Genomic DNA, 19410 nt, shown 5'->3' with positions numbered 1-19410 from the left:
TCCTCCGTGAGATCGAGCACCACGCGGTGCGGCGGGGACCGGACCCCCGGCTCCGTGTCTCACTCCAGCGTATCCCCCAGCCGTCGCGCGCGCTTCGGCGCGTACCCGGAGCGCCACACCCACAGCCCGACCACCCCGAGACCCGCGCCGTACCCGACGAGCCACCAGGGGAACCCGGGGACCTCCGGCTGCTTTCCGACGGCATCAATGTCTGCCGCTGGCGTGGGCGTCACACGCTCGCCCGTGACGAGGATCCGGTGCGTATTCACCCCGAGCGGGGTGCAGGTGATGAGCGTCATCAGGTCCTTGCCCGGCACGGCGCGGATCTCTTCGGTGTCCTCGGGGGCCACGACCTTCACATCGAACACCCGATACGTGAACACTTCGCCGAGCACCTCGACACTGAAGGTATCGCCCTCCTGCACGCGATCGAGGTTCGTGAACATTGTCGCGTTCGCGAGGCCGCGATGCCCGGTCAGCACCGAGCGGGTGCCCTCACCGCCCACGGGCAGCGAGGTGCCCTGCAGGTGTCCGACGCCTTTCAGCAGCGTCGCGTCGCTCGTACCGTGGTAGACGGGGAGATCGAGATCGATCGCGGGGACCCGAAGCCGCGCCATCGTGCCCGTGGGATCAGCGTTCAACAGCTTCCAGTACTCATGGGGATCCACCATCCCCGGCAGCGCACCGCCCGTCCCCTCAGCGATGTTCGAGCCGGGCGCGAGAAACGCGCCGGATACGAGCGCGTCGTTGTACTCGTGGGCTTTCGCGAAGACCTGCTCGATCTTGTCTCTCGCGATCTCCGAGTTCGCACGGGTCTGGTCGAACACCACGTTCGACTGGTTGCGTTGCGACACCCAGGACGCCGCGGTCGGGTAGGTGACCAGCGTGAGCCCGCCGAGCAGCAGCACCGCGATGATGACGTTCAGCCACCCGAAACGCCAGGTCCTGACGACACGGCGATCCGGCGCGGTCTGGCTCTCCTCGGTGATCGCCACGTGTGGCCCCTCTCCCCTGCCTGGTGATGACAACAGGTGTGGCCGCCGGGTCTCGCCCGGCGGCCACTCGCCCCCGCACCACGTGCGGGGCCGCGCTGCGTGTTACTGCTGCTGCTTGCGGCGCGCGGCGATCAGTGCGCCAGCCACGAGCAGGAGCGCCGCACCGCCGGCAACCAGGAGCACATTGCCCATCGCGCCGGTGATCGGCAGCGCCGGGAGGTCTCCCTCGTCAGCCCCGATCTGCGTGTTGACCACGGTCACCGACGCGTCCTCGCCCGTGACCTCAAGCAGCATCCCGCCGCTCATCGGCTTGTAACCGGCGGGAACGCCGACCTCATAGACGCAGTACTTACCCTCGCCCAGCACCTGGTTCGGCGTCTTGCCGTCGGCACCGGACTCCGCGGCATCGATGACCTGGGTCGCGGCAGGATCGGGTTCTGCCGGGCAGTCCGTGAGCCCCTCGGCTGCGGTGTACACGTCGAACGTGGCACCGGCGAGCGGAACATTCGCGGCCGCACCCTTGTTCTTCGCTTCCTTCACGATGTGCGCCCCGGAGAAGAACTCCTCCGGATCGACGACCGAGGGCCCGGTGCCCGGGTCGGTCGTGGTGCCGTTGATCGTGATCTGCGCCTCGTTCGCGGTGCTGCCGGATCCGGTCGCGTCCGCAGTGATCTGCAGGCGGACCGTGCCACCGGTGTTCGCGTCGAGCTTCGCGAGGCCCGGGGTGAGGAACGTCAGCACAACCTCGTCGCCGCCCGTCCCCGCGCCGTCGGCGGGAGTCAGGGTGTAGTCAGTCCCCGCGACGAGCGTGACCGGACTCCCACTCGCGTCCTCGAACGTCACCGAGCCGCTGGTGTAGTTCAGGAAGGACCCGAGCTGATCGTTGACGCGCAGCTCGGTGTAGGTCTCCCCCTCGCCGAGCGGGGGGATCGGCACCGCAATGTCGAAGGTGACCTTGTCGCCGACGACTTCGCCGTCCTTCGTGGCTCCGCCACCCGCCAGGGTGTTCTTCGGGTAGATGTGCGGGGCGTAGTTCCAGGTGTCCTGTCCGGCCGCCCCGTTGCCCGGGTACGGGACGGTCACGAGGAACGGAGCCGCCGCCGGAATAGCGTTCTCGGCTACGGTGCTCTCGTACACGACATAGGCCTTGTCGGCCGGCAGGGTGAAGGCCGTCGTGCCATCGGATGCCTGGGTCATCTGCTCAGTCCCGCAGGTGAGCGCCAGACTCGTGCCGCCCTCGGTGGCAACCGGATCGCCGTTGCCGTCGAGCGTCAGGGTGATGCCCTTGAGCCGCTCCCAATCCGCGGCGTCCGTCAGATCGATGTCATCGATCGTGCAGACGGTGAAGCCCGCGACGAGCGGGGTTGCACTGGAGACGTCGATCTCAGAACCGTCGTTGGGGCCGAGGTTGCCGCCCTCGGGCTGCTCGAGTTTGTGGATGGTCAGGGTGCCGTCGCCGCCGTCGCCCGGATCCGCGAACGCGGGCCCGGCGAGGAGTGCGGTGGAGCCGAGAACAAGTGCGGCGGCGCCAACGAGCGCCGTCACCGTCCGTCGACGAGTGGGTGTATTCCTCACGGTGTGTCCTTTCGTCGCCGTTCACGAGCCGCGCAACAGCGCGTGAACGGAGTTGAGTGTGTTCCGTTGGTCTGGGTCATGATGCCCGGGTGTCGCAGGTGCGGCGGGAGCTCACCGCCCCCATGAGCACGAGGTGCGGTACCTCATTCACTCCTCCCGTCAGGACTCGGTCCGGCAAGATCGTCCCCCCGGAAGCTATCCGTCCCCGGGCCGGCCATCAGGAGGTACCGGCGGCGCAAATACGCTCCACCGGCGAGGGCGAACACTGCCGCCCCGCCCACCATGAAGGACCAGCTTCCGAGCCCGCCGGTGATCGGGAGCGCCGGAAGGTCCGCGGGCGTCGCCGCCACGAGCCGGAACACCGCGTGGCTCCCCTGGGCGAGGTTCGCCGTCGGATCACCACTCCCTTCGAGCGGGATCCAGCAGTCCTGCGGGGCCGCCGTCGCGTCCGGCGCGTGCGCGGCGCACTCGGCACGGGACAGGTCGAGCGCTTGGATCCCGATCAGGGAGAGCCCCTCGGGGGTTCCCGCGGTGAGGCTCACCTCACCCGGGCGGGCCACATCGCTGGGCACCGTATCGGTCAACGCCGAGGTATAGCCCGGTTCTGCACCGGTCACCCCGAGCGACCAACCTGCGGCCGGTGCCGTGGTTTGCCCACCCAGCCGTTGGGTGACGAAGCTCACCTGTGCGGCCTGATTCTTCAGGGTGCACGCGATCGGCTCGGCGACATCCAGATCCGCCGCGATCGTCACGGTGCTCGCGTCCGGATCCACCACGCCGTCGGGCAGTGGAGCCCCCTCGCCGTCGACGCACACGAGGTCACCGAGCTGCGTGTAGCGAGCCGCGCTCGCCTCGGGCGCGGGATCGGTGCGCAGTCGTTCCCCGACGGTGTAGACCGTGTCCCGGGAGAGCTCCGCCGGGGTGTCCCCGCTCATGACGACGGTCTCGTCACCGTCACTCGCGGTGATCTCCCAGTTCTCGGCCGCGGCCTCGGGCAGATCCGGGCTCGGGAAGTGCACCGGGACCACGATCTTCGTTCCCGTGGCGGGGACCGCGACGGCGACCCGCAACTCGCACGGCGGAGCGCTCACCGTGGACTCGTTGCCCGCCGCGTCAACCTGCGTCACCGTGAAGACGTAGTTCCCGTTCGTGAGCGCGGGATCCACCGTGTAGCTCCACCCGGACTCGGTCACGGTCGCCTCCCCGATCCGTTCCCCGTCCTGGGAGATGAAGACCTTCGCGCCGGCCTCGACGCCGGAGCCAGTGAAGGTCGGTGTCGTCTCAGTGGTGGGGGTCGCGGGGCACACGAACGCGGGAGCGGCCGGTGCGACGGTGTCGATCGTGAATGTCATCCCCCAGTCGCTCGGATCCGTCTCGGTCTGCGGGTTGGACAGACCGCTGGTGAGGTGGAAGTTCCCCGGCGTTTGGTCGGTCTGCACCGCCGCGACCGTATAGGTGCCGTCGGCGAGTAGTGTGTCGGGCGTGTACGTGAATGTCCAGTTTCCCGAGGCGTCCACCACCACGTCCCCGGCCTGCACGCCCTCGTGATCGCCATCCACCAGGGTGGTGAGCGTGGGGTCATTGACGTTCGTGATGCTGGTTCCCGCGATCAGTTTGAGTGAGATCGTATGCCCCGGCGTCCCGGTTCCCGAGATCGTGACGGTGGCATTCACGTTCGTGTGCGATTGATGCTCCGGAACCGTGATCACCGGCGGATCGGGCATGATGATGTCGTACTTGTAGTACGCGGTCCCGGGCGTCCACTTCACGCCATCGGCTTCGGGCGTGATCATCCCGTTCGCGTCGAACAGGTCGGCCGCTGTGTAGGCGATGCGGGGCGCGCCGTAATCACCGGACGGTGTGAGCGGGTCGCGCGCTTCCGGCCACGCCAGGAGTCGGTAGTATCCGGTTCCGCCCGCGTCGGTGAAGTCCACGGAGCCGTCGACGCCGACCCGCTCGGTGAGGCCCTGGGCGGCCTGCTCCGGCGTCCACCCCAACTGCGGTGCCGTATTTCCCGCCTGCTCGATGTTCTTGGAGATGAGAGTATTGGCGCTGTTGCCTCGAGACCGGGGCGTCACTCCCGTCACGTGGATCGGCGCGGTATTGATCGTGTCGATCAACGTGCCGTCCTCGTGCACCCAGGCGTACCAGTAGCTGTCGCTCACCGTTCCCGCGTTGCCCTGCTCGGGGTTGCTATTGCGCGTCGCGTTGTTCACGAGATCAAGAGGGATGGCGTTGGGCGGCAACACGCCCTCCGGGTAGCCATTGAGGCCGTAGTCGAGCGTCTGTCCCCAGTTCGCTTGACGGTTGCTCCACAGGTTGTAGATGCTGTCCCACTGCATCTTGAATTGCGGGCCGGTAATGGTGCGCTCCGCCGTGGTGCTTGCGGTTCTCCCCATATACGCCCAGTACCGCACGGTCTCCGTAGTGAGCGCGTTCCGGATCCAGGTGGTCGACGTCGTGGGGACACCCGTTTCGTAACTGAAGTACCAGTTCATGGGCGTTTCGTAGCCACCGGGCGTGTTATTCTCCGCCGCGTTGTCGAGGATATTGAGATCACCCTCGACGGAGATCACGAGGAAGTCGAACTTTCCGGACGGGATCACCTTGTGAACGGTGAAATACTCGTCCTGGTTCTTCGCCCAGTTCTCCGCCCCCGGCCGCCCCGTCCCCATCGTCTGCAGATAGCGCATGCTCCGCAGGGCGGAACTGGAGTTGTAGTCGTAGCCGATGTGAAGATATTTCCCGTCGACCGGCTGTTGCGCACCGGTGTCTGCGTTGATCAAGCCGTGGGGAACCTTGAGGACAAAGTCGGCACGGAGCTCGTCGATGACGTCGTCGATGCGGTCGTAGAATCCCTGCATCTTGTAGACCTCCGGGGCCGCGATCTCATCCGCCGCGTGGGCGGGATCGGCGGCGACCCCCCACTGCGCCGAGATCGCGCCGCTGGTGGCGACGAGCGCCGCGAGCCCTGCCAGTCCGAGTCGGCGCCACATCCTCCGGCCGAGGGACCGCGAGGTCCGTCTCGGGTCCTGCGTCATGCCGTGGCTGTGAGCGCTGCGTCGTACCAGTGTGACCACCCCCCAGTGATGGCCACAGCCTAGGCACAGACTTTCCTGTAAGTCCAGGAAACTTACAGATAAACCGTGCAAACAACTGTTATGGAAACTACGTGCGAATGCGCCTGAGCGGACACATAAGAAACGGTGGGATCAGGAATGATTCCCGATCCCACCGCTCTTGACGGTGCGCCGTGCGCTGAGCTCTAGAAGGCGGCGATCCCCGTCAGCGCGCGCCCGATCACGAGCTGATGCACCTCGTCGGTACCCTCATAGGTCCGCACGGACTCGAGGTTGGCCATGTGCCGCATCACCGGGAAATCGCTCGTGATGCCATCGCCGCCCAGGATCGACCGGCAGTTGCCAGCGATCTTGATGGCCTCGCGCACGTTGTTCAGCTTGCCCACCGAAATCTGATCGTAGGAGAGCGTGCCCGCGTCCTTCATCCGGCCGAGGTGCAGCGCGAGCAGCAGGCCCTTCTGGTATTCGAGGAACATGTCCGCGAGCTGCGCCTGGATGATCTGCTTCGAGCCGATCGGCGCACCGAACACCTCTCGGGTCTGCGAGCGCTCCACGGCGACCTCGAGGCACGAGCGCGCGGCACCCATCACACCCCAGGCGATGCCGTAGCGGGCCTCGTTCAGGCATTTGAACGGGGCCGACAGGCCCTTGGCGTCCGGCAGGATCGCGTCGAGCGGCAGCCGCACGTCCGTGAGCTCGATCTCGGTCTGCAGCGAGGCGCGCATCGAGAGCTTGTTCTCGATCGCGGTCGCCTGGAAGCCCGGGGTGTCGGTCGGCACGACGAAGCCGCGGACCACGCCTTCTTCGTCCTTCGCCCAAATCACGCCCACCTTCGCAATGGTGGCAAGGCCGATCCAGCGCTTCTTCCCGTTCAGCACCCACTGGTCACCCTCGCGGCGGGCGGAGGTGAGCATCGTGTTGGGGTCGGAGCCGCCCTGCGGCTCGGTGAGCCCGAAGAAACCAATTGCCTCACCGCGGCCCATCGCAGGCAGCCACTGCTGCTTCTGCTCCTCGGAGCCGAACTTGTAGATTGCGCCCATCGCCAGCGACCCCTGCACGGACAGCGCCGTCCGGAAGCCGGAGTCGACGGCCTCGAACTCCATTGCCACGAGACCGTAGGCGACCGAGGACGCGCCCTTCAGCCCGTAGCCCTGCATGTACATGCCAAACGCCCCGAACTCGCCCACGGCGGGGAGCAGCTCGACCGGGAGCCGGCGATCCTCAAACGCCTGATCGATGATCGGGCTGATCTTGGTCTGCGCGAACTCGCGCGCCTTCAGCTGCCACTCGCGTTCCTCCTCGGTCACGAAGTCGGCGACGTTGAACAACTGGTCGATGGTGGTGGTCATGGTGTGCTCCTCTAGCTGGAAACGGATGTGTCAAGACGTGGCGGCGGGCACGGCATTCCCGCCCGAAAGTTTGGGGCGATCAGGCCTCGCGCCAGGTCGCGTCCTGGTGCTCGCCCACGCCGGGCGGCGGCGCCGAGTAGCGGGCGGGCGTGCCGGAGAGCGAGATCGGCAGGGCGACCGAGCGCAGGGTGTGCGACGTGCCGTCCGCCGCAACCGCCGGCGTCTCCGCCACCGGAGCGAGGTCGAGGGACTCCGCGAGCTCGATGGCCTGCGCGATCGTATTCACGCGGCCCGCCGGGATGTTCGCCGCGGTGAACGCCGTGATCCACTCCTCCGCGGGGCGCGTGCGCAGCGGCACCTCGAGCGCGGCCCGCAGCTCGACTCGGTGCGCGACGCGCTGCGGGTTGCTCGCGAAGCGCTCGTCGCTCGCGAGCTCCTGCACCCCGAGCACCTCGCACAGGCGCGCGAACTGGCCGTCGGTCCCGACGGCGAGCGCGAGCGCCTGGTCCGCCGCGTCGAAGGTCTCGTAGGGCGAAATCGAGGGGTGCGCGTTTCCCATCCGTGTCGGTGAGATCCCGGTCTCCAGCGTCGACGACGCCTGGTTCGCAAGCGCGGAGAGCAGCGAGCCGAGCAGGGTCACCTTCACGTGCTGGCCGTGACCCGCCGTCGGCGAGTCCGCGGTGTCTCGCGCACGCAGGGCCGCCTGGATCCCGATCACCGAGTTCAGCCCCGTCAGGATGTCCACGAGCGCCACGCCGACCTTCGTCGCGTCGCCGCCCTCCTGCCCGGTGATACTCATCAGGCCCCCGACGGCCTGCACCAGAAGGTCGTAGCCGGGCAGATCGCGCCCCGCCGTGTCACCGAAACCGGAGATCGAGCAGTACACGACGCCGGGGTTCGCCGCCGCGACCTCCGCGTAGCTGAGCCCGAACTTGTCCATCGTGCCGGGCTTGAAGTTCTCGATGACCACGTCAGCCGTCGCGGCGAGTTCCCACGCCCGCTCACGGCCGGCCGGATCCCGGAGATCACACACGACCGAGCGCTTGCCGCGGTTCACCCCGGCGAAGTACGTGCTCTGGCCGATCGCGTTGGTCGGCGGATTCCACTGCCGAGTACCGTCTCCCTCGGGGCTCTCGATCTTCAGCACGTCCGCACCGAGATCCGCGAGGATCATCGTGGCGTGCGGACCGGCCAAGACCCGTGAGAAGTCGGCGACCCGAATTCCGGCGAGGGCGCCTGCCGTGGCCTGCTCCGCGTGGTCGTTCACAGTGAATCCCCGTCCGTTCGTCTCGTCGCTCAGGCGTCGATGCCGCGCTGCGCGTGTGGCCAGTGTACGTGTCGGGTGACGGATACCCGAGCGCGCCATTGCATACCCCCGGGCGCTCAACCTGTGCAAGAATCTCAGCATGGCGTCACTCTCCGATTTGCTCGCGCTCCCCCAGCTGGGGCTTACTCTCGTGCAGTCCGGTCCGGGGGATCCGGAGATCTCGTGGCTCTCGACAACCGAGTTGCTCGACCTTGGCGAGTACCTGGAGGGCGGCGAGATCATCCTCACGACCGGGCTCGCGCTCGAGTCGGGAGACCCGCGGTGGCGCGACTTCGTGGCGAGCCTGAGCCGGGCGCGGGTCGCCGCGATCGGCTTCGGCGTCGGCGTGAACCACGAGCGCATCCCTCCCGCGCTCGTGAGCGCGGCCAGCATGTACCGGGTGGCGCTCTTCGAGGTGCCGCTCCCGACGCCCTTCATCGCGATCAGCAAGGCCGTCGCCGGGCTCGTGCGCGCGGACGAGCTGCGCGCGGCCCGCGGCGCACTCCAAGCCCAGCAGCGGTTGCTCGACGGGGCCCGCGGCAAGCAGGATCCCGCCGAGGTGCTCGCGAGCATCGCGCAGGCCACCGGCAAGCAGCTGGCTCTGCTGACGTCGGACGGCGCGGTACTCGCGAGCACCGCGGGCTTCGCGGCCGCGACGAGCGCGACGACCGCAGCGACCGAACCGGAGACGATCCGCCTCGATCGCGAGGGCTCGCTTCGGCTCGCGGTCGCTGGTGCCACCCCGCTCACCCCCGAGGGGCACGCGGTGATCGCCGCCGGCTCGATCGTGCTGTGGCTCGGCCTGCGCGGCGCGGACGCCGAGGAGAGCCGCGAGCGCGAGCGCTGGGAGCGCTTCACCTGGGCGCTCCTCACCGGGAGCGCGACCCCCGCAACGATCGAGATCCTCTCCACGCGTGTGCGGCTGCCCGAGCGCGTGCGCGCCGTCGCCGTGCAGGGGTCCCCCGAGGACGTGTCCAACTGGCGGCGGCGGCCGCGCAGCGGCCACGACCGCTTCATCACCCCGGGCGGCCTCCCCGCGCAGGCGCCCGGCCTCGCCCTCGCGTGGCAGCTCTGCGCGGACACCCCCGAGGCGACGGCGCACCTGCTCGAGGTCGCCGCGGAACACGGCCTCGACGCAGTGTTGGGGCGCCCGACCGACCCCGCCACCGCCGAGCTCAGCCTCCGCTCCGCAGGCTCGCGGCTCAGCGCACTCTCGGCGACCGCGCCCCTCTACGCGGCTCCGCGCGTTCCGACGGTGGTGTGGGCCGACCGCGATACGCCGTTCCTCGAGGCACTCGTCGCACTCTCCGACCCCACCGCAGGCGCGCCCGGCGATCCCACAGGCCTCGCCCCGCACGACACGTCTCAGCTCAGTACTCGCGTGCTCGGCCCGCTCTCCCTCCACTCGACCGAGCTCCCCGGCGACGAGGCCGAGATGCTGCGCGCCACGCTGCGCGCCGTCTACGCGGCGGATGGGCAGCGCGGACCGGCGGCGACCGCACTCGGCATTCATCGCAACACGCTGCGCGACCGCATCACGCGGATCGAGCGGCTCACCGCGCGCACGCTCGCCGACGCCGACGACCGCGCCGAGCTCTGGCTTGCGTTGCGCGTGGAAGGCCTGACGGGACGCTAGGCGTTCTCGCCCGCGCCGGGCCGGGTGCCGAACTCGACCGGATCGAGCACCCGCGCGGCCGCGCGCTCGAGCGCCGCAACAACATCGTGCACCTCCTGGCGCACCTCGCCCTTCGCGTGCAGGATGAGCAGTTGTCGCCCGTCCCCCTCGCCGATGCCGAACGCGCGCACCCCCGGGTGCCGGTAGCTCAGCAGGCTGAGCCGCGGCACCACCGACACGCTCATGTCGCGCGCCACGAGTTCCTGCACCACCATGTAGTCGTCGGTGGCGTGGCGGATGTCGGGCACGAACCCCTCGCGCTCCGCGATGCGCAGGAAGTGCTGGCGGCAGGCCGGGCACCCGGTGACCCAGCGATCCCGCGCGTGCTCTACAAGCGGACGGCGCTTCGCTCCGGCTGAGCCGCGACGCTGCGACACGATGAGCTGCAGCGGATCCCAGCCGATCGGGATCTCGGTGACCTCCGCGCCGAAGTCCGGGGAGGCCTCCCCTTCATAGCGGAACACGAGCGCGACGTCAGCGGTGCCCCGCCGCAGCAGCTCGGGCACGGCGAACGGCTCTTGCTGCTCGAGCTCGATCGCGATGCCGGGTGCCCCCGCGCTGCCGCCCGCGGTGCCGCGCGCGAGCAGCTCGGACATGGCCGGGGCAACGATACTCGTGCACGCCGAGGGGAACGCGACCACGCGTACGGTGCGCTGGCCCTCGTCGACGAGCCCCGCCACCTCGCGCGCCGCGCGTTCGAGATGGCCATCGATGATTTCGGCATGGTGCAGCAGTCGGCGGCCCGGCTCGGTGAGCTGCACGCCCTTGACGGTGCGAGTCACGAGGGTGACCCCGAGGCTCTCCTCGAGCCTGCGCACCTGGCTGCTCAGCGCCGGCTGCGTCCACCCGAGCTCGCGCGCCGCCGCCGCGAACGAGCCGTGCTCTGCGACCGCACGAAACGACATCAAAGCCCGGGGATCAATCCCGTCTGCCATGCCTGCCTCCTTCGCGCCCGGTGCTCGTACGGCGCGGCGATCGTGTCGCCGGTTCGCTACGCCGCGCGCGGTGCCGCGGCGGCCGCGGCGACGAGACGCCGCACCGCCTCCATCGTATCCGCGTGGCTGAGCGCCGCATTGAATCGCACGCTGCCGGTGCCCGCGGCCCCGCAGGACGAGCCGTCCGTCACCACGACCTGCGCCGCCTCGCGCACCGCCTCGGCCGCGCTCTGCCCCTCACGCAGCAGCCCCGTTTCGCTGAGGTCGAGCCACAGCAGGTACGTCGCTTCGGGGGCGATCACCCGGATCCCGGTCTCCGCGGCCGTCGCTCGAAGCAGCGCCACCGCCTCATCGACGGTTGCGGCGAGCTCGCCCACGGTGTCGCGCAGCCACTCGCGCCCCTCGGCGTACGCTGCGGTCGTCGCCACCACGCCGAGCACGGCCGTCTGGTGCTCATGCCAGTGGCCCACCCGGCGCCACTCGGCGAGCTGCTCCGGGTTCGAAAAGATCAGCTGCCCACACTTCGCGCCCGGAATGTTGAACGCCTTCGTCGCCGAGGTCGCGGTGATCGTGTGCGCGGCGGCGCGCTCCGTGCGCGCCGCGTACACAATGTGCTCACCCGTGCCGAGCACGAGCGGAGCGTGGATCTCGTCGGCGAACACCACGCCGTCGAACTCCGCGACGAGCGCCTCAACTTCGGCGAGCTCGGCCTCCGTCGCGACCTTGCCGATCGGGTTGTGGGGGTTGCACAGCACCAGGAGCCGGGCCCCGGCCTCAAACGCGGCGCGCAGCGCGGGAAAGTCGTAGCGCCAGCCCGCCGCGCCATCGCGACGCATGGGCACCTCGATGACCGGGTGGCCGATCTGCTGCGGCACCGAGAGAAACGGCATGTAGCCCGGGGTGGGCACGATGATGGGCTGGCCCTCGGGGAGCAGGTGCGTGAGCACGGCGCGGAACCCCGCGACGAGGTCGGCTACCGGGCGGATCGAGTCGATGTTCGGCTGCCACCCGTAGCGCTCGCTCAGCCACGCCGCGACGCCGCGCTGCAACCTGGAAACATCTTCCTGCGCCAGATAGCGGAGCGCGTCTTGCGCCACCGCGCGCGTCAGTGCGTCCGTGACTGCGGGGGCGCACCCTCGCTCCATCTCAGCCAGCGGCCGGCCCAGCGACGGCCGCATCGATGACCCGGCGATCCCAGCTGTGATCTGCACGCCTGCTCCTTCGTTCGTGCACGGTGTCGTGCCCTGAACTCCAGGCTAGGTCTGGGCGCCACCTGCCAGCTCTTCGTTTCGGCTGGGGTGCTCTCCGTTTTGCTTGGGGGCCGGATCGCGGCGGCGCACATTACCCCGCAAGTCACCGCGCCGCGCCGCGGTGCCACATGCTCGGCTACGCTTTCGGCACCGGCCCCGTCCGCGCCGGTGGCTGCCCCGCGCCGCCAGTACACTCGATCCAGCACCCACCGCGACCGTGCGGGGGCGGAGCCACTCGGCTCCGGGTACGCAAAGGAGCGACACAGATGCACACTCACCCCACACTCGTGAGCCGCCGTGGCCGCGTGCGCCTCGCCGCAGCCGCCGCGATCGCCGCCACACTCGCTCTCGTCGGTTGCTCGGGCGGCGGCACCCCCGCCGAACAGCCCGCGGTCGAGCTCGTCGACACGGGTGCCGAACTCGATCAGGTCACGGTCGCGTTCCCCGGTTCGCTCGCCAACCTCTACATCGGCCAGGAGAGCGGGATCCTGAACTACAACCTCGCCGCCACCGTGCAGGAGGGGCTCGTGTCGCAGGACGCGAGCGGCGCGATCATCCCCGCCCTCGCCGAGGCCTGGGAGACGCCGGATGACTCCACCTACGTGTTCACGCTGCGCGCGGACGCGAAGTTCCAGAACGGCGACGCGGTCACACCCGAGGACGTCGTGTCCAGCCTGCAGCGCGCGCAGGATCCCGAGCTCTCCCCGGGTATCTCGTACTACCTGAACAACCTCGCGTCGGTCGAGAAGACCGGCGACCGCGAGGTCACCGTGACGAGCAAGGCCCCCGACGCCACGTTCCTCGTGAACCTCTCGAACTCGGGCGCCCTCGTGGTCACCCAGCAGAAGTTCTGGGAGGAGCACGCCGGCAAGGTCGGCACGAGCGCGTCCCTGCTCATGGGCACGGGCCCGTACGAGGTCACCGAGTTCCAGCCCGACTCGCACGTGCTCCTCGAGCGCGTGGACACCTGGTGGGGCGGCGTGCCCAAGGCGAAGAGCATCCGTGTGAACTTCATCCCCGACGCGAACACCCGTCTCGCCGCCGCACAGAAGGGCGACATCGACATCGCGTTCAACGTGCCGATCAACCAGGCTGCCGAGTGGCAGAAGATCAGCGACATGCGCGTGGAGTCGATGAACGACCTCTCGTACGTCGGGCTGCTCTTCGACCAGCGCGTGGCCCCGTTCGACGATCAGAAGGTGCGCGAGGCGATCGCGCTGAGCGTCGACCGCACCGCCATCGCTGAGAAGCTGCTGCGCGGCTACGGCGAGGCCGCCAGCGCGATCATGACCCCCGAGTCGCTCGCCCAGGCGTTCGACGGCGACGAGGCGCGCGCCGAGCTCGCGAAGACCCCGCAGCACGACCTCGACCTCGACGCGGCGAAGAAACTCATCGCCGAGACGGACGCGAAGGACCTCACGACCGAGCTCACCTACCCGAACACGGGCCCGCAGCTGGGCATCGCCGCGCAGGCGATTGCCGAGAACCTTGGCGAGATCGGAATCACGGTGAAGGTGCGCGAGGTGCCCATCGAGGAGTGGCTCGCCACCATCGGTGACGGCGAGCACGGCCTCGGATTCATGTGGTACTTCTCGACGACCGGCGACCCGGCCGAGGTAAACAGCTACCTCGTGGGCCCCGACAACCCGAACGGTTTCGAGAGCGACGAGGCCGCCGCACTCATCGCGGAGGCAAACGCGCTCACCGATCCGACCGAACGCGCCGCACAGCTGCTCGAACTCGAGACGCTCAATGCGGAGCACGTGGTGAACGCGCCGATCTGGTGGGGCAAGTCGGTCACGGCCTTCTCGAACAACGTGGGGCTCACCGACTACGGCCCGTACACCTTCACGGGACCGTGGGGCGCGCAGCTGTTCGCTGCTGAGGCGAAGTAAGCACCCCATGTCAGCCACACGCGCAGGCGGCGCCCCCGGTGGGCGCCGCCTGGCCCGCACGCTCACGCTGCGCATCGGCGGGGTGCTCGTCATCCTGCTGGTGCTCTCGTTCCTCACTTTCACGCTCTTGTACCTCGCCCCGGGCGATCTCGTGAAGAACCTGCTCGGCAACCGGCCGAGCTCGCCCGAAGCGATCGCCGCGATCCGGGCGCAGTACCACCTCGATGACCCGTTCCTCGTGCGGTACGTCGACTGGCTGTGGAGCGCCGTTCGCGGTGACTTCGGCGTCTCGATCCGGCTCCAGCAGCCGGTCACCGCGGTGATCGGCAGCCGGCTCGGCATCACCTCGCTGCTCATCGGGCTCTCGTTTGTGCTCGCGCTCATCACCGCGGTGCCGCTCGGCATCGTGAGCGCCGCGCGCGCCGGTACCCCCGTCGACCGCGTCGCGAGCGCCACCGCGCTCTTCGGGCTGTCTGCGCCGAGCTTCGCGCTCGCGATCCTCGCGATCACCGTCTTCGCGATCGCGATCCCCATCTTCCCCGCGTACGGTGCCGGCGACGGCCCGCTCGATCAGCTGTGGCACCTCTTCCTGCCCGCCGCGGTGCTCGCCGCAGGCATCGGAGCGATCCTGATGCGCATGACGCGGGCCGCGGTGCTCCGCGAGCTCGAGAGCGACGCGATCACCTTCGCACGGGCGCGCGGCATCCCCGAGGGCCGGGTGCGGCGCATCGCACTGCGCGCGGCCCTGATCCCGATCGTCACCAGTGCCGGGCTCATTCTGACCTTCATCATCGGGGGCACGATCATCGTTGAGACCGTCTTCGCATTGCCGGGCATCGGCCAGCTGCTGCAAGAGGCCGTGCTCTTCAAGGATCTGCCCGTCGTGCAGGCGATCACCCTCCTCGTCGCGGCGGCGATCGCGATCATCACCATCCTCGTGGACATGAGCTACCTGCTGCTCGATCCGCGAGTCCGAGCACGGGAGCTGAGCGCATGACCCCGCGGACCCGACAGGTCTCCCTGCTCAACGGCGTGCGGGTCGCGCCCGGCCGCCCCCGCGACTGGGTGTCTACGCTCGCCGCGGTGTTCCTCGCGCTCGTGGTGCTCGCCGCGATTGCCTCGCCGTTCCTCACCGAGCTCGCCACGACGCAGAGCATCCTCGATTCGCTGCTGCCCGCGGGCTCCCCCGGGCACCTGCTCGGCACGGACGAGCTGGGGCGAGATGTGCTGCTGCTCACGCTCGCGGGCACGGGATCCGCGGTGGCTGGCCCCGTCGTCATCGCTGCGGGATCGATGCTGCTCGCCATCCTCATCGGCACCGTAGCCGGCTACCTCCGCGGACCGGTCGATTGGATCGTGGGCCGCGTGGTCGACATTCTGCTCTCGCTCCCGGTCATGCTCGTCGCGCTCGTGGTCGCCGGTATCTTCGGCGCTGGCTACTGGGTGACCGTCATCATGCTGGTGCTGCTCTTCTGCCCCTCGGACATCCGGATCCTTCGCGCCGGGGTCACCGAGCAGGCGCCGCGGCCGTACATCGAGGCCGCGCAGATGCTGTCACTGTCACCCGCGCGCATCATGTTCAAGCACATCGTGCCGAACGTGTGGCCGCTCATCATGACCAACTTCATGCTGAACCTCGCGATCGCGCTCGTCACGCTCTCCTCGCTCTCCTTCCTCGGAATCGGCGTCGCGCCCGGCACCCCCGACTGGGGCCGCCAGATCACCGACGGCCGCGGCATCCTCGGCGACAACCCGGCGATGATGGTGGTGCCAGCGATTCTCATCGTGCTCGTCGCGATGGCCATCAACGTGCTCGGCGATCACCTCGGCGAGCGACTCCGCGAACGGGGGATGCAGTGATCACCTCATCGGACACACAGTTCAACGCTCAGGGCACGCCCCCCGGTGTTGCCGTCTCCGGTCTGCGCGTCGTGGCGGGCGAGCGAACGCTCGTCGCTCCCGTCGATTTCACGGTCGCGCCGGGCGAACTGCTCGCCGTGATCGGCGAGTCCGGCTCCGGAAAGTCGATGACCGCCCGCGCGCTCACCGGACTCCTCCCCCGCGGAGTGCACGCGACGGGCGATGCGCGCATCGACGACCACGCGTACGATCTCGCCTCCGCACGCGACGCGGATTGGGCGGCCGTGCGCGGGCGTCGCGCGGTGCTGCTCCTGCAGGATCCCTTCACGAGTCTCAGCCCAGTGCTGCGCTGTGGCGCGCAGATCGCCGACACGATCGAAGCGCGCGCCGCCGCAACCGGACAGCGCATCGGCACGTCCGTCGTGCGCGAGGAGGTGCTGCGCCGTCTCGCGGAGGTGCGTTTGCCCGAGCGAGTCGCGCGGCAGTACCCGGGTGAACTCTCGGGCGGCATGCGGCAGCGCGTCGCGATCGCCGCGGCACTTGCGGCCGAGCCGCGCCTCCTCATTGCGGACGAGCCGACCACCGCGCTCGATGCCAGCACGCAGGGCGAGGTGCTCGATCTCCTCCGCGAGCTGCAGCTCGCGCACCGGATGAGCCTGATCCTCATCAGTCACGATCTGGGGGTCATCGAGGGGCGGGCCGACCGCGTCCTCGTCATGCGGCAGGGCGAGGTGGTGGAGCGTGGCGTGACGGCAGAGGTGCTTCGCGCCCCCGAGCACCCGTACACGCGCCAGCTCATCGCCGCGAACTTGTCCGTCACGGATGAGCTGCGTGAGCCTGAGGCCCGGCCGGAGCCGCTGCTTGAGGCCGAGCACCTCTCCAAGCGGTTCGGCGCCACCACCGCGCTCGCCGACGCCACGGTGTCCGTCGCCGCGGGCGAGGTGCTCGCGATCGTTGGCGAGTCGGGATCCGGGAAGACCACGCTCGCGCGCGCAATCGCCGGCCTCGAGCGGCCTGACACGGGCGAAGTCCGGCTCGCCGGGCGTACGCTCCCCGCGGGTCGGCGCGGCCGCACCCCCGGCGAGATCCAGGTCGTGTTCCAGGACCCGTACTCCACGCTCAACCCGGTGTTCACCATCCGCGAGTCGCTCGATGAGGCGCTGCGCGCGGGCGGTCAGCGGGGCCGCAGCGTCGACGAGTTGCTGCGACTCGTCGAGCTCGATCCCGCGCTGGCTGATCGCCGGCCCGCGCAGCTCTCCGGCGGGCAGCGGCAGCGCGTGGCGATCGCACGGGCGCTCGCGCCAAACCCGCAGGTGCTCATCTGCGACGAGAGTGTCTCGGCACTCGATGTGTCCGTGCAGGCGCAGATTCTCGCGCTGCTCGCCCGGCTGCGCGACGAGCTCCAGCTCGCGATGCTCTTCATCACGCACGATCTCGGGGTCGTGGCGCGCATTGCCGACCGCATCACGGTGCTCCGGCTGGGCGAGATCGTTGAGCACGGCAACACCGCTGCGGTCCTCCGAGATCCGCAGCACCCCTATACCCAGGTGCTCGTCGCGGCTGCCGAGCGCGACAGCATCGCGCACGAGCGAGACACATCACTTCCACGAGAGGAGCGGGCATGACCTCCGCAACGCACGACATCACTTTCGATTCGCAGTCGGGGGCGGCGCTGCCCACTGAGCTGCGCGACGCTGCAGCTCTCGGCGCGAACGCGGCCGAGCGCGCCGCCCTCTGGGACGTGGAACGCGAGCTCTGGACCCCGCGCACCAGCACTGCGCGCGACAGCTCGGGATCGGTGCTGGGCGCAGCCCTCACCGCGGCCCGCCCCTTCTCCGCGTATCGCAAGATCGTGGATGTGGTGGCCGGGTCCGCAGAGGTGTGGGCGGCCCTCGTCGCCGCCGCGCGCGATGACCTCGCCGGCGAACCGGGAACCGAGGAGCACCCCGCACCTCTTGCCGTGCACTTCGAGGAGCACCTCACGCTCGCGCCACTCACCGAGGCCCAGCGCGCGGCGCTCGAAGCCGCCGGGTTCGCGGCGGCCGGCACCCCCGTGCCCTCGGTGCCCAGCACCCGCGCGGAGGAGCCCAGCGCGGTTGCGGCTTGGTCGTTCTGGCGCGTTCCTGCGCCCACGCGCACCGCTCCCTACTACGGGCAGACCACCGATGTGACCTGCGGCGCGGTCGCAGCGCTCACCGCGCTGGAGCAGCGTGGGCTTGGTGACTTCCAGGCCGACAACGGTGCCGAGAACCGGGCCGCGGAGATCGCGTTCTGGCGGCGCGCAACGAACCTCCCGGCCTGCGAGCCGATCGGCCTCGCGGTCGAGACGGCGAAGCTCGGCGCCGACTCGGGCACCCTGAGTGCGCGACCCCACATCTTCTTGAGCACCCCCGATCCCGTGTTCATCGAGGAATTCTCCGAGCAGACCTGGGAGCAGGAGCTGCGCATCGACCTACAGCTCGAATCGCTGCGCCAGGCGGAGGCGCTGGGCCTGCCGCTCGAACGGCGCTGGCTCGAGGTCGACGAGATCGTGTCATTCGTGCGCGGGGGCGCCCAGGTGCTGCTGCTCATCGACCTGACCGAGCTCATTGCCGACCCGACCCCGCACTGGGTGCTGGCCACCGAGGTCGTGGGCGACGCGCTGCTCATCGCGGACCCGTGGGTGCAGGCCCCGAACGGCGAGACCTGGGTCGACACGTTTGCCCTGCCGCTGCCTTTCGCCACGATCGACCGAGTGACCCGCTGGGGCGATCCGGCGTTCCGCGGCGCGATCGTGCTCCCGGCCGAACCGGGCTCACGGCCGGTCGGAGCGAGCAGCGAGCAGGCCTCCCCAGCCCAGAGCGGGCTCGCCGGCTAGTACAACAGGAACTGCGCGGTGCCGCTGCCCTGGGTTCCCGCGATCGACACGCGCAGGTGATAGGACGCGCCGTCCGCGTTCACCGGGTCCCGCGTGATACTGCAGGTCTCCGCACTGGAGCGCGTGCGGTCCCACTGCACGGCCTCGCTCTCGACCGGCGTGCCCGGATCAAGAATCACGGGCAGCGACTCCGGATTCTCCTGGCAGTCCACCGATCGCCACACCTCATCGTCACCGCTCGAGACGACGAGGGCCATGCCCGCGGTGCCCAGGTCCGCCGTGCAGGCGGCCTCGCCCGTGTTCTCGACCGTGAGCGAGAGCGCGGGCAGTTCCCCGGCGGCATAGTCGCCCTTGTCGGTGACCGGGGTCACGGTCAGTTGCCCCGCGGTGCAGGCCTCCGGGGCCGACCCGTCCGCGTCCGGCTCGGCGTCCGGAGCTTCGGTTTCGAGCCCCGCCGGGACCTCGACTTTCCCGGCTTCGGGCACGTCGTTCCCCGATCCGGGCTTCACGATCACCAGGACGATCACCGCGATCAATGCGAGCAGTCCGGCCAGGACGAGCAAGCGACGCCGAATGTAGACCTTCCGGTCCTTGGGACCGACGGGATCTCGCAGGGTCGACATGGCGCCAGCG

At 69.5% G+C, this 19410-nt stretch carries 14 protein-coding genes; 6 read left to right on the top strand and 8 right to left on the bottom strand.

From position 1 onward, the window contains the following. Nucleotides 1-59: 59 nt before the first annotated feature. From D3230_RS07130 to D3230_RS07110, 5 genes are all read right to left on the bottom strand, one after another. On the bottom strand, nt 60-995 hold the full coding sequence (locus D3230_RS07130; RefSeq protein WP_337249126.1) for a class C sortase: 936 nt from the start codon (nt 993-995) through the stop codon (nt 60-62). A gap of 102 nt (nt 996-1097) precedes the next feature. Beyond that, a complete protein-coding gene (locus tag D3230_RS07125; protein ID WP_202344338.1) occupies nt 1098-2570 on the bottom strand; it encodes a SpaH/EbpB family LPXTG-anchored major pilin in 1473 nt (490 codons plus the stop codon). 143 nt (nt 2571-2713) lie between these two features. Beyond that, nucleotides 2714-5611, bottom strand: coding sequence for an Ig-like domain-containing protein (locus D3230_RS07120; protein WP_202344337.1), 2898 nt, complete (start codon nt 5609-5611; stop codon nt 2714-2716). Nucleotides 5612-5835: 224 nt separating this feature from the next. Continuing rightward, nucleotides 5836-6999, bottom strand: a complete 1164-nt coding sequence (locus D3230_RS07115) for an acyl-CoA dehydrogenase family protein (protein WP_202344336.1) — start codon at nt 6997-6999, stop codon at nt 5836-5838. A 79-nt stretch (nt 7000-7078) separates the two neighbouring features. Next, nucleotides 7079-8266, bottom strand: coding sequence for a CaiB/BaiF CoA transferase family protein (locus D3230_RS07110; RefSeq protein WP_337249125.1), 1188 nt, complete (start codon nt 8264-8266; stop codon nt 7079-7081). Between the two features lie 139 nt (nt 8267-8405). Between D3230_RS07110 and D3230_RS07105 the strand changes: the two genes are divergently transcribed. Beyond that, nucleotides 8406-9941: a PucR family transcriptional regulator gene (locus D3230_RS07105; protein WP_202344334.1), complete on the top strand. Its 1536-nt coding sequence runs from the start codon at nt 8406-8408 to the stop codon at nt 9939-9941. Here the strand turns inward: D3230_RS07105 and D3230_RS07100 are convergent. Both D3230_RS07100 and D3230_RS07095 read right to left on the bottom strand, forming a co-directional pair. Continuing rightward, nucleotides 9938-10915: a LysR family transcriptional regulator gene (locus D3230_RS07100; protein WP_202344333.1), complete on the bottom strand. Its 978-nt coding sequence runs from the start codon at nt 10913-10915 to the stop codon at nt 9938-9940. The genes D3230_RS07105 and D3230_RS07100 overlap by 4 nt on opposite strands. A gap of 56 nt (nt 10916-10971) precedes the next feature. Next, the gene (locus D3230_RS07095) at nt 10972-12126 is read right to left on the bottom strand and encodes an aminotransferase class I/II-fold pyridoxal phosphate-dependent enzyme (protein WP_202344332.1); all 1155 of its coding nucleotides are present in this window, start codon (nt 12124-12126) and stop codon (nt 10972-10974) included. A gap of 305 nt (nt 12127-12431) precedes the next feature. Between D3230_RS07095 and D3230_RS07090 the strand changes: the two genes are divergently transcribed. From D3230_RS07090 to D3230_RS07070, 5 genes are read left to right on the top strand one after another with little or no spacing between them, the layout of a single operon-like run. Next, complete coding sequence (locus tag D3230_RS07090) at nt 12432-14060, top strand: ABC transporter substrate-binding protein (protein WP_202344331.1); 1629 nt, start codon at nt 12432-12434, stop codon at nt 14058-14060. A 7-nt stretch (nt 14061-14067) separates the two neighbouring features. Continuing rightward, a complete protein-coding gene (locus tag D3230_RS07085; RefSeq protein ID WP_202344330.1) occupies nt 14068-15057 on the top strand; it encodes an ABC transporter permease in 990 nt (329 codons plus the stop codon). Then, nucleotides 15054-15920 carry an ABC transporter permease gene (locus D3230_RS07080; RefSeq protein WP_202344329.1) on the top strand — a complete coding sequence of 289 codons (867 nt, stop codon included), beginning with the start codon at nt 15054-15056 and terminating at the stop codon, nt 15918-15920. The genes D3230_RS07085 and D3230_RS07080 overlap by 4 nt, the downstream gene beginning before the upstream one ends. Then, nucleotides 15917-17545, top strand: coding sequence for an ABC transporter ATP-binding protein (locus D3230_RS07075; protein ID WP_337249124.1), 1629 nt, complete (start codon nt 15917-15919; stop codon nt 17543-17545). The genes D3230_RS07080 and D3230_RS07075 overlap by 4 nt, the downstream gene beginning before the upstream one ends. Beyond that, a complete protein-coding gene (locus tag D3230_RS07070; RefSeq protein ID WP_202344328.1) occupies nt 17542-18777 on the top strand; it encodes a peptidase C39 family protein in 1236 nt (411 codons plus the stop codon). Before D3230_RS07075 ends, D3230_RS07070 begins: the two co-directional genes overlap by 4 nt. Here the strand turns inward: D3230_RS07070 and D3230_RS07065 are convergent. Next, complete coding sequence (locus D3230_RS07065; protein WP_202344327.1) at nt 18774-19400, bottom strand: DUF4232 domain-containing protein; 627 nt, start codon at nt 19398-19400, stop codon at nt 18774-18776. The two genes, D3230_RS07070 and D3230_RS07065, sit on opposite strands and share 4 nt — an antisense overlap. Nucleotides 19401-19410 lie beyond the last annotated feature (10 nt).

It is taken from the genome of Leucobacter chromiireducens subsp. solipictus (genome assembly GCF_016758195.1).
Classification (GTDB): domain Bacteria; phylum Actinomycetota; class Actinomycetes; order Actinomycetales; family Microbacteriaceae; genus Leucobacter; species Leucobacter solipictus.
This window is presented reverse-complemented; position numbering and strand designations above follow the sequence as displayed.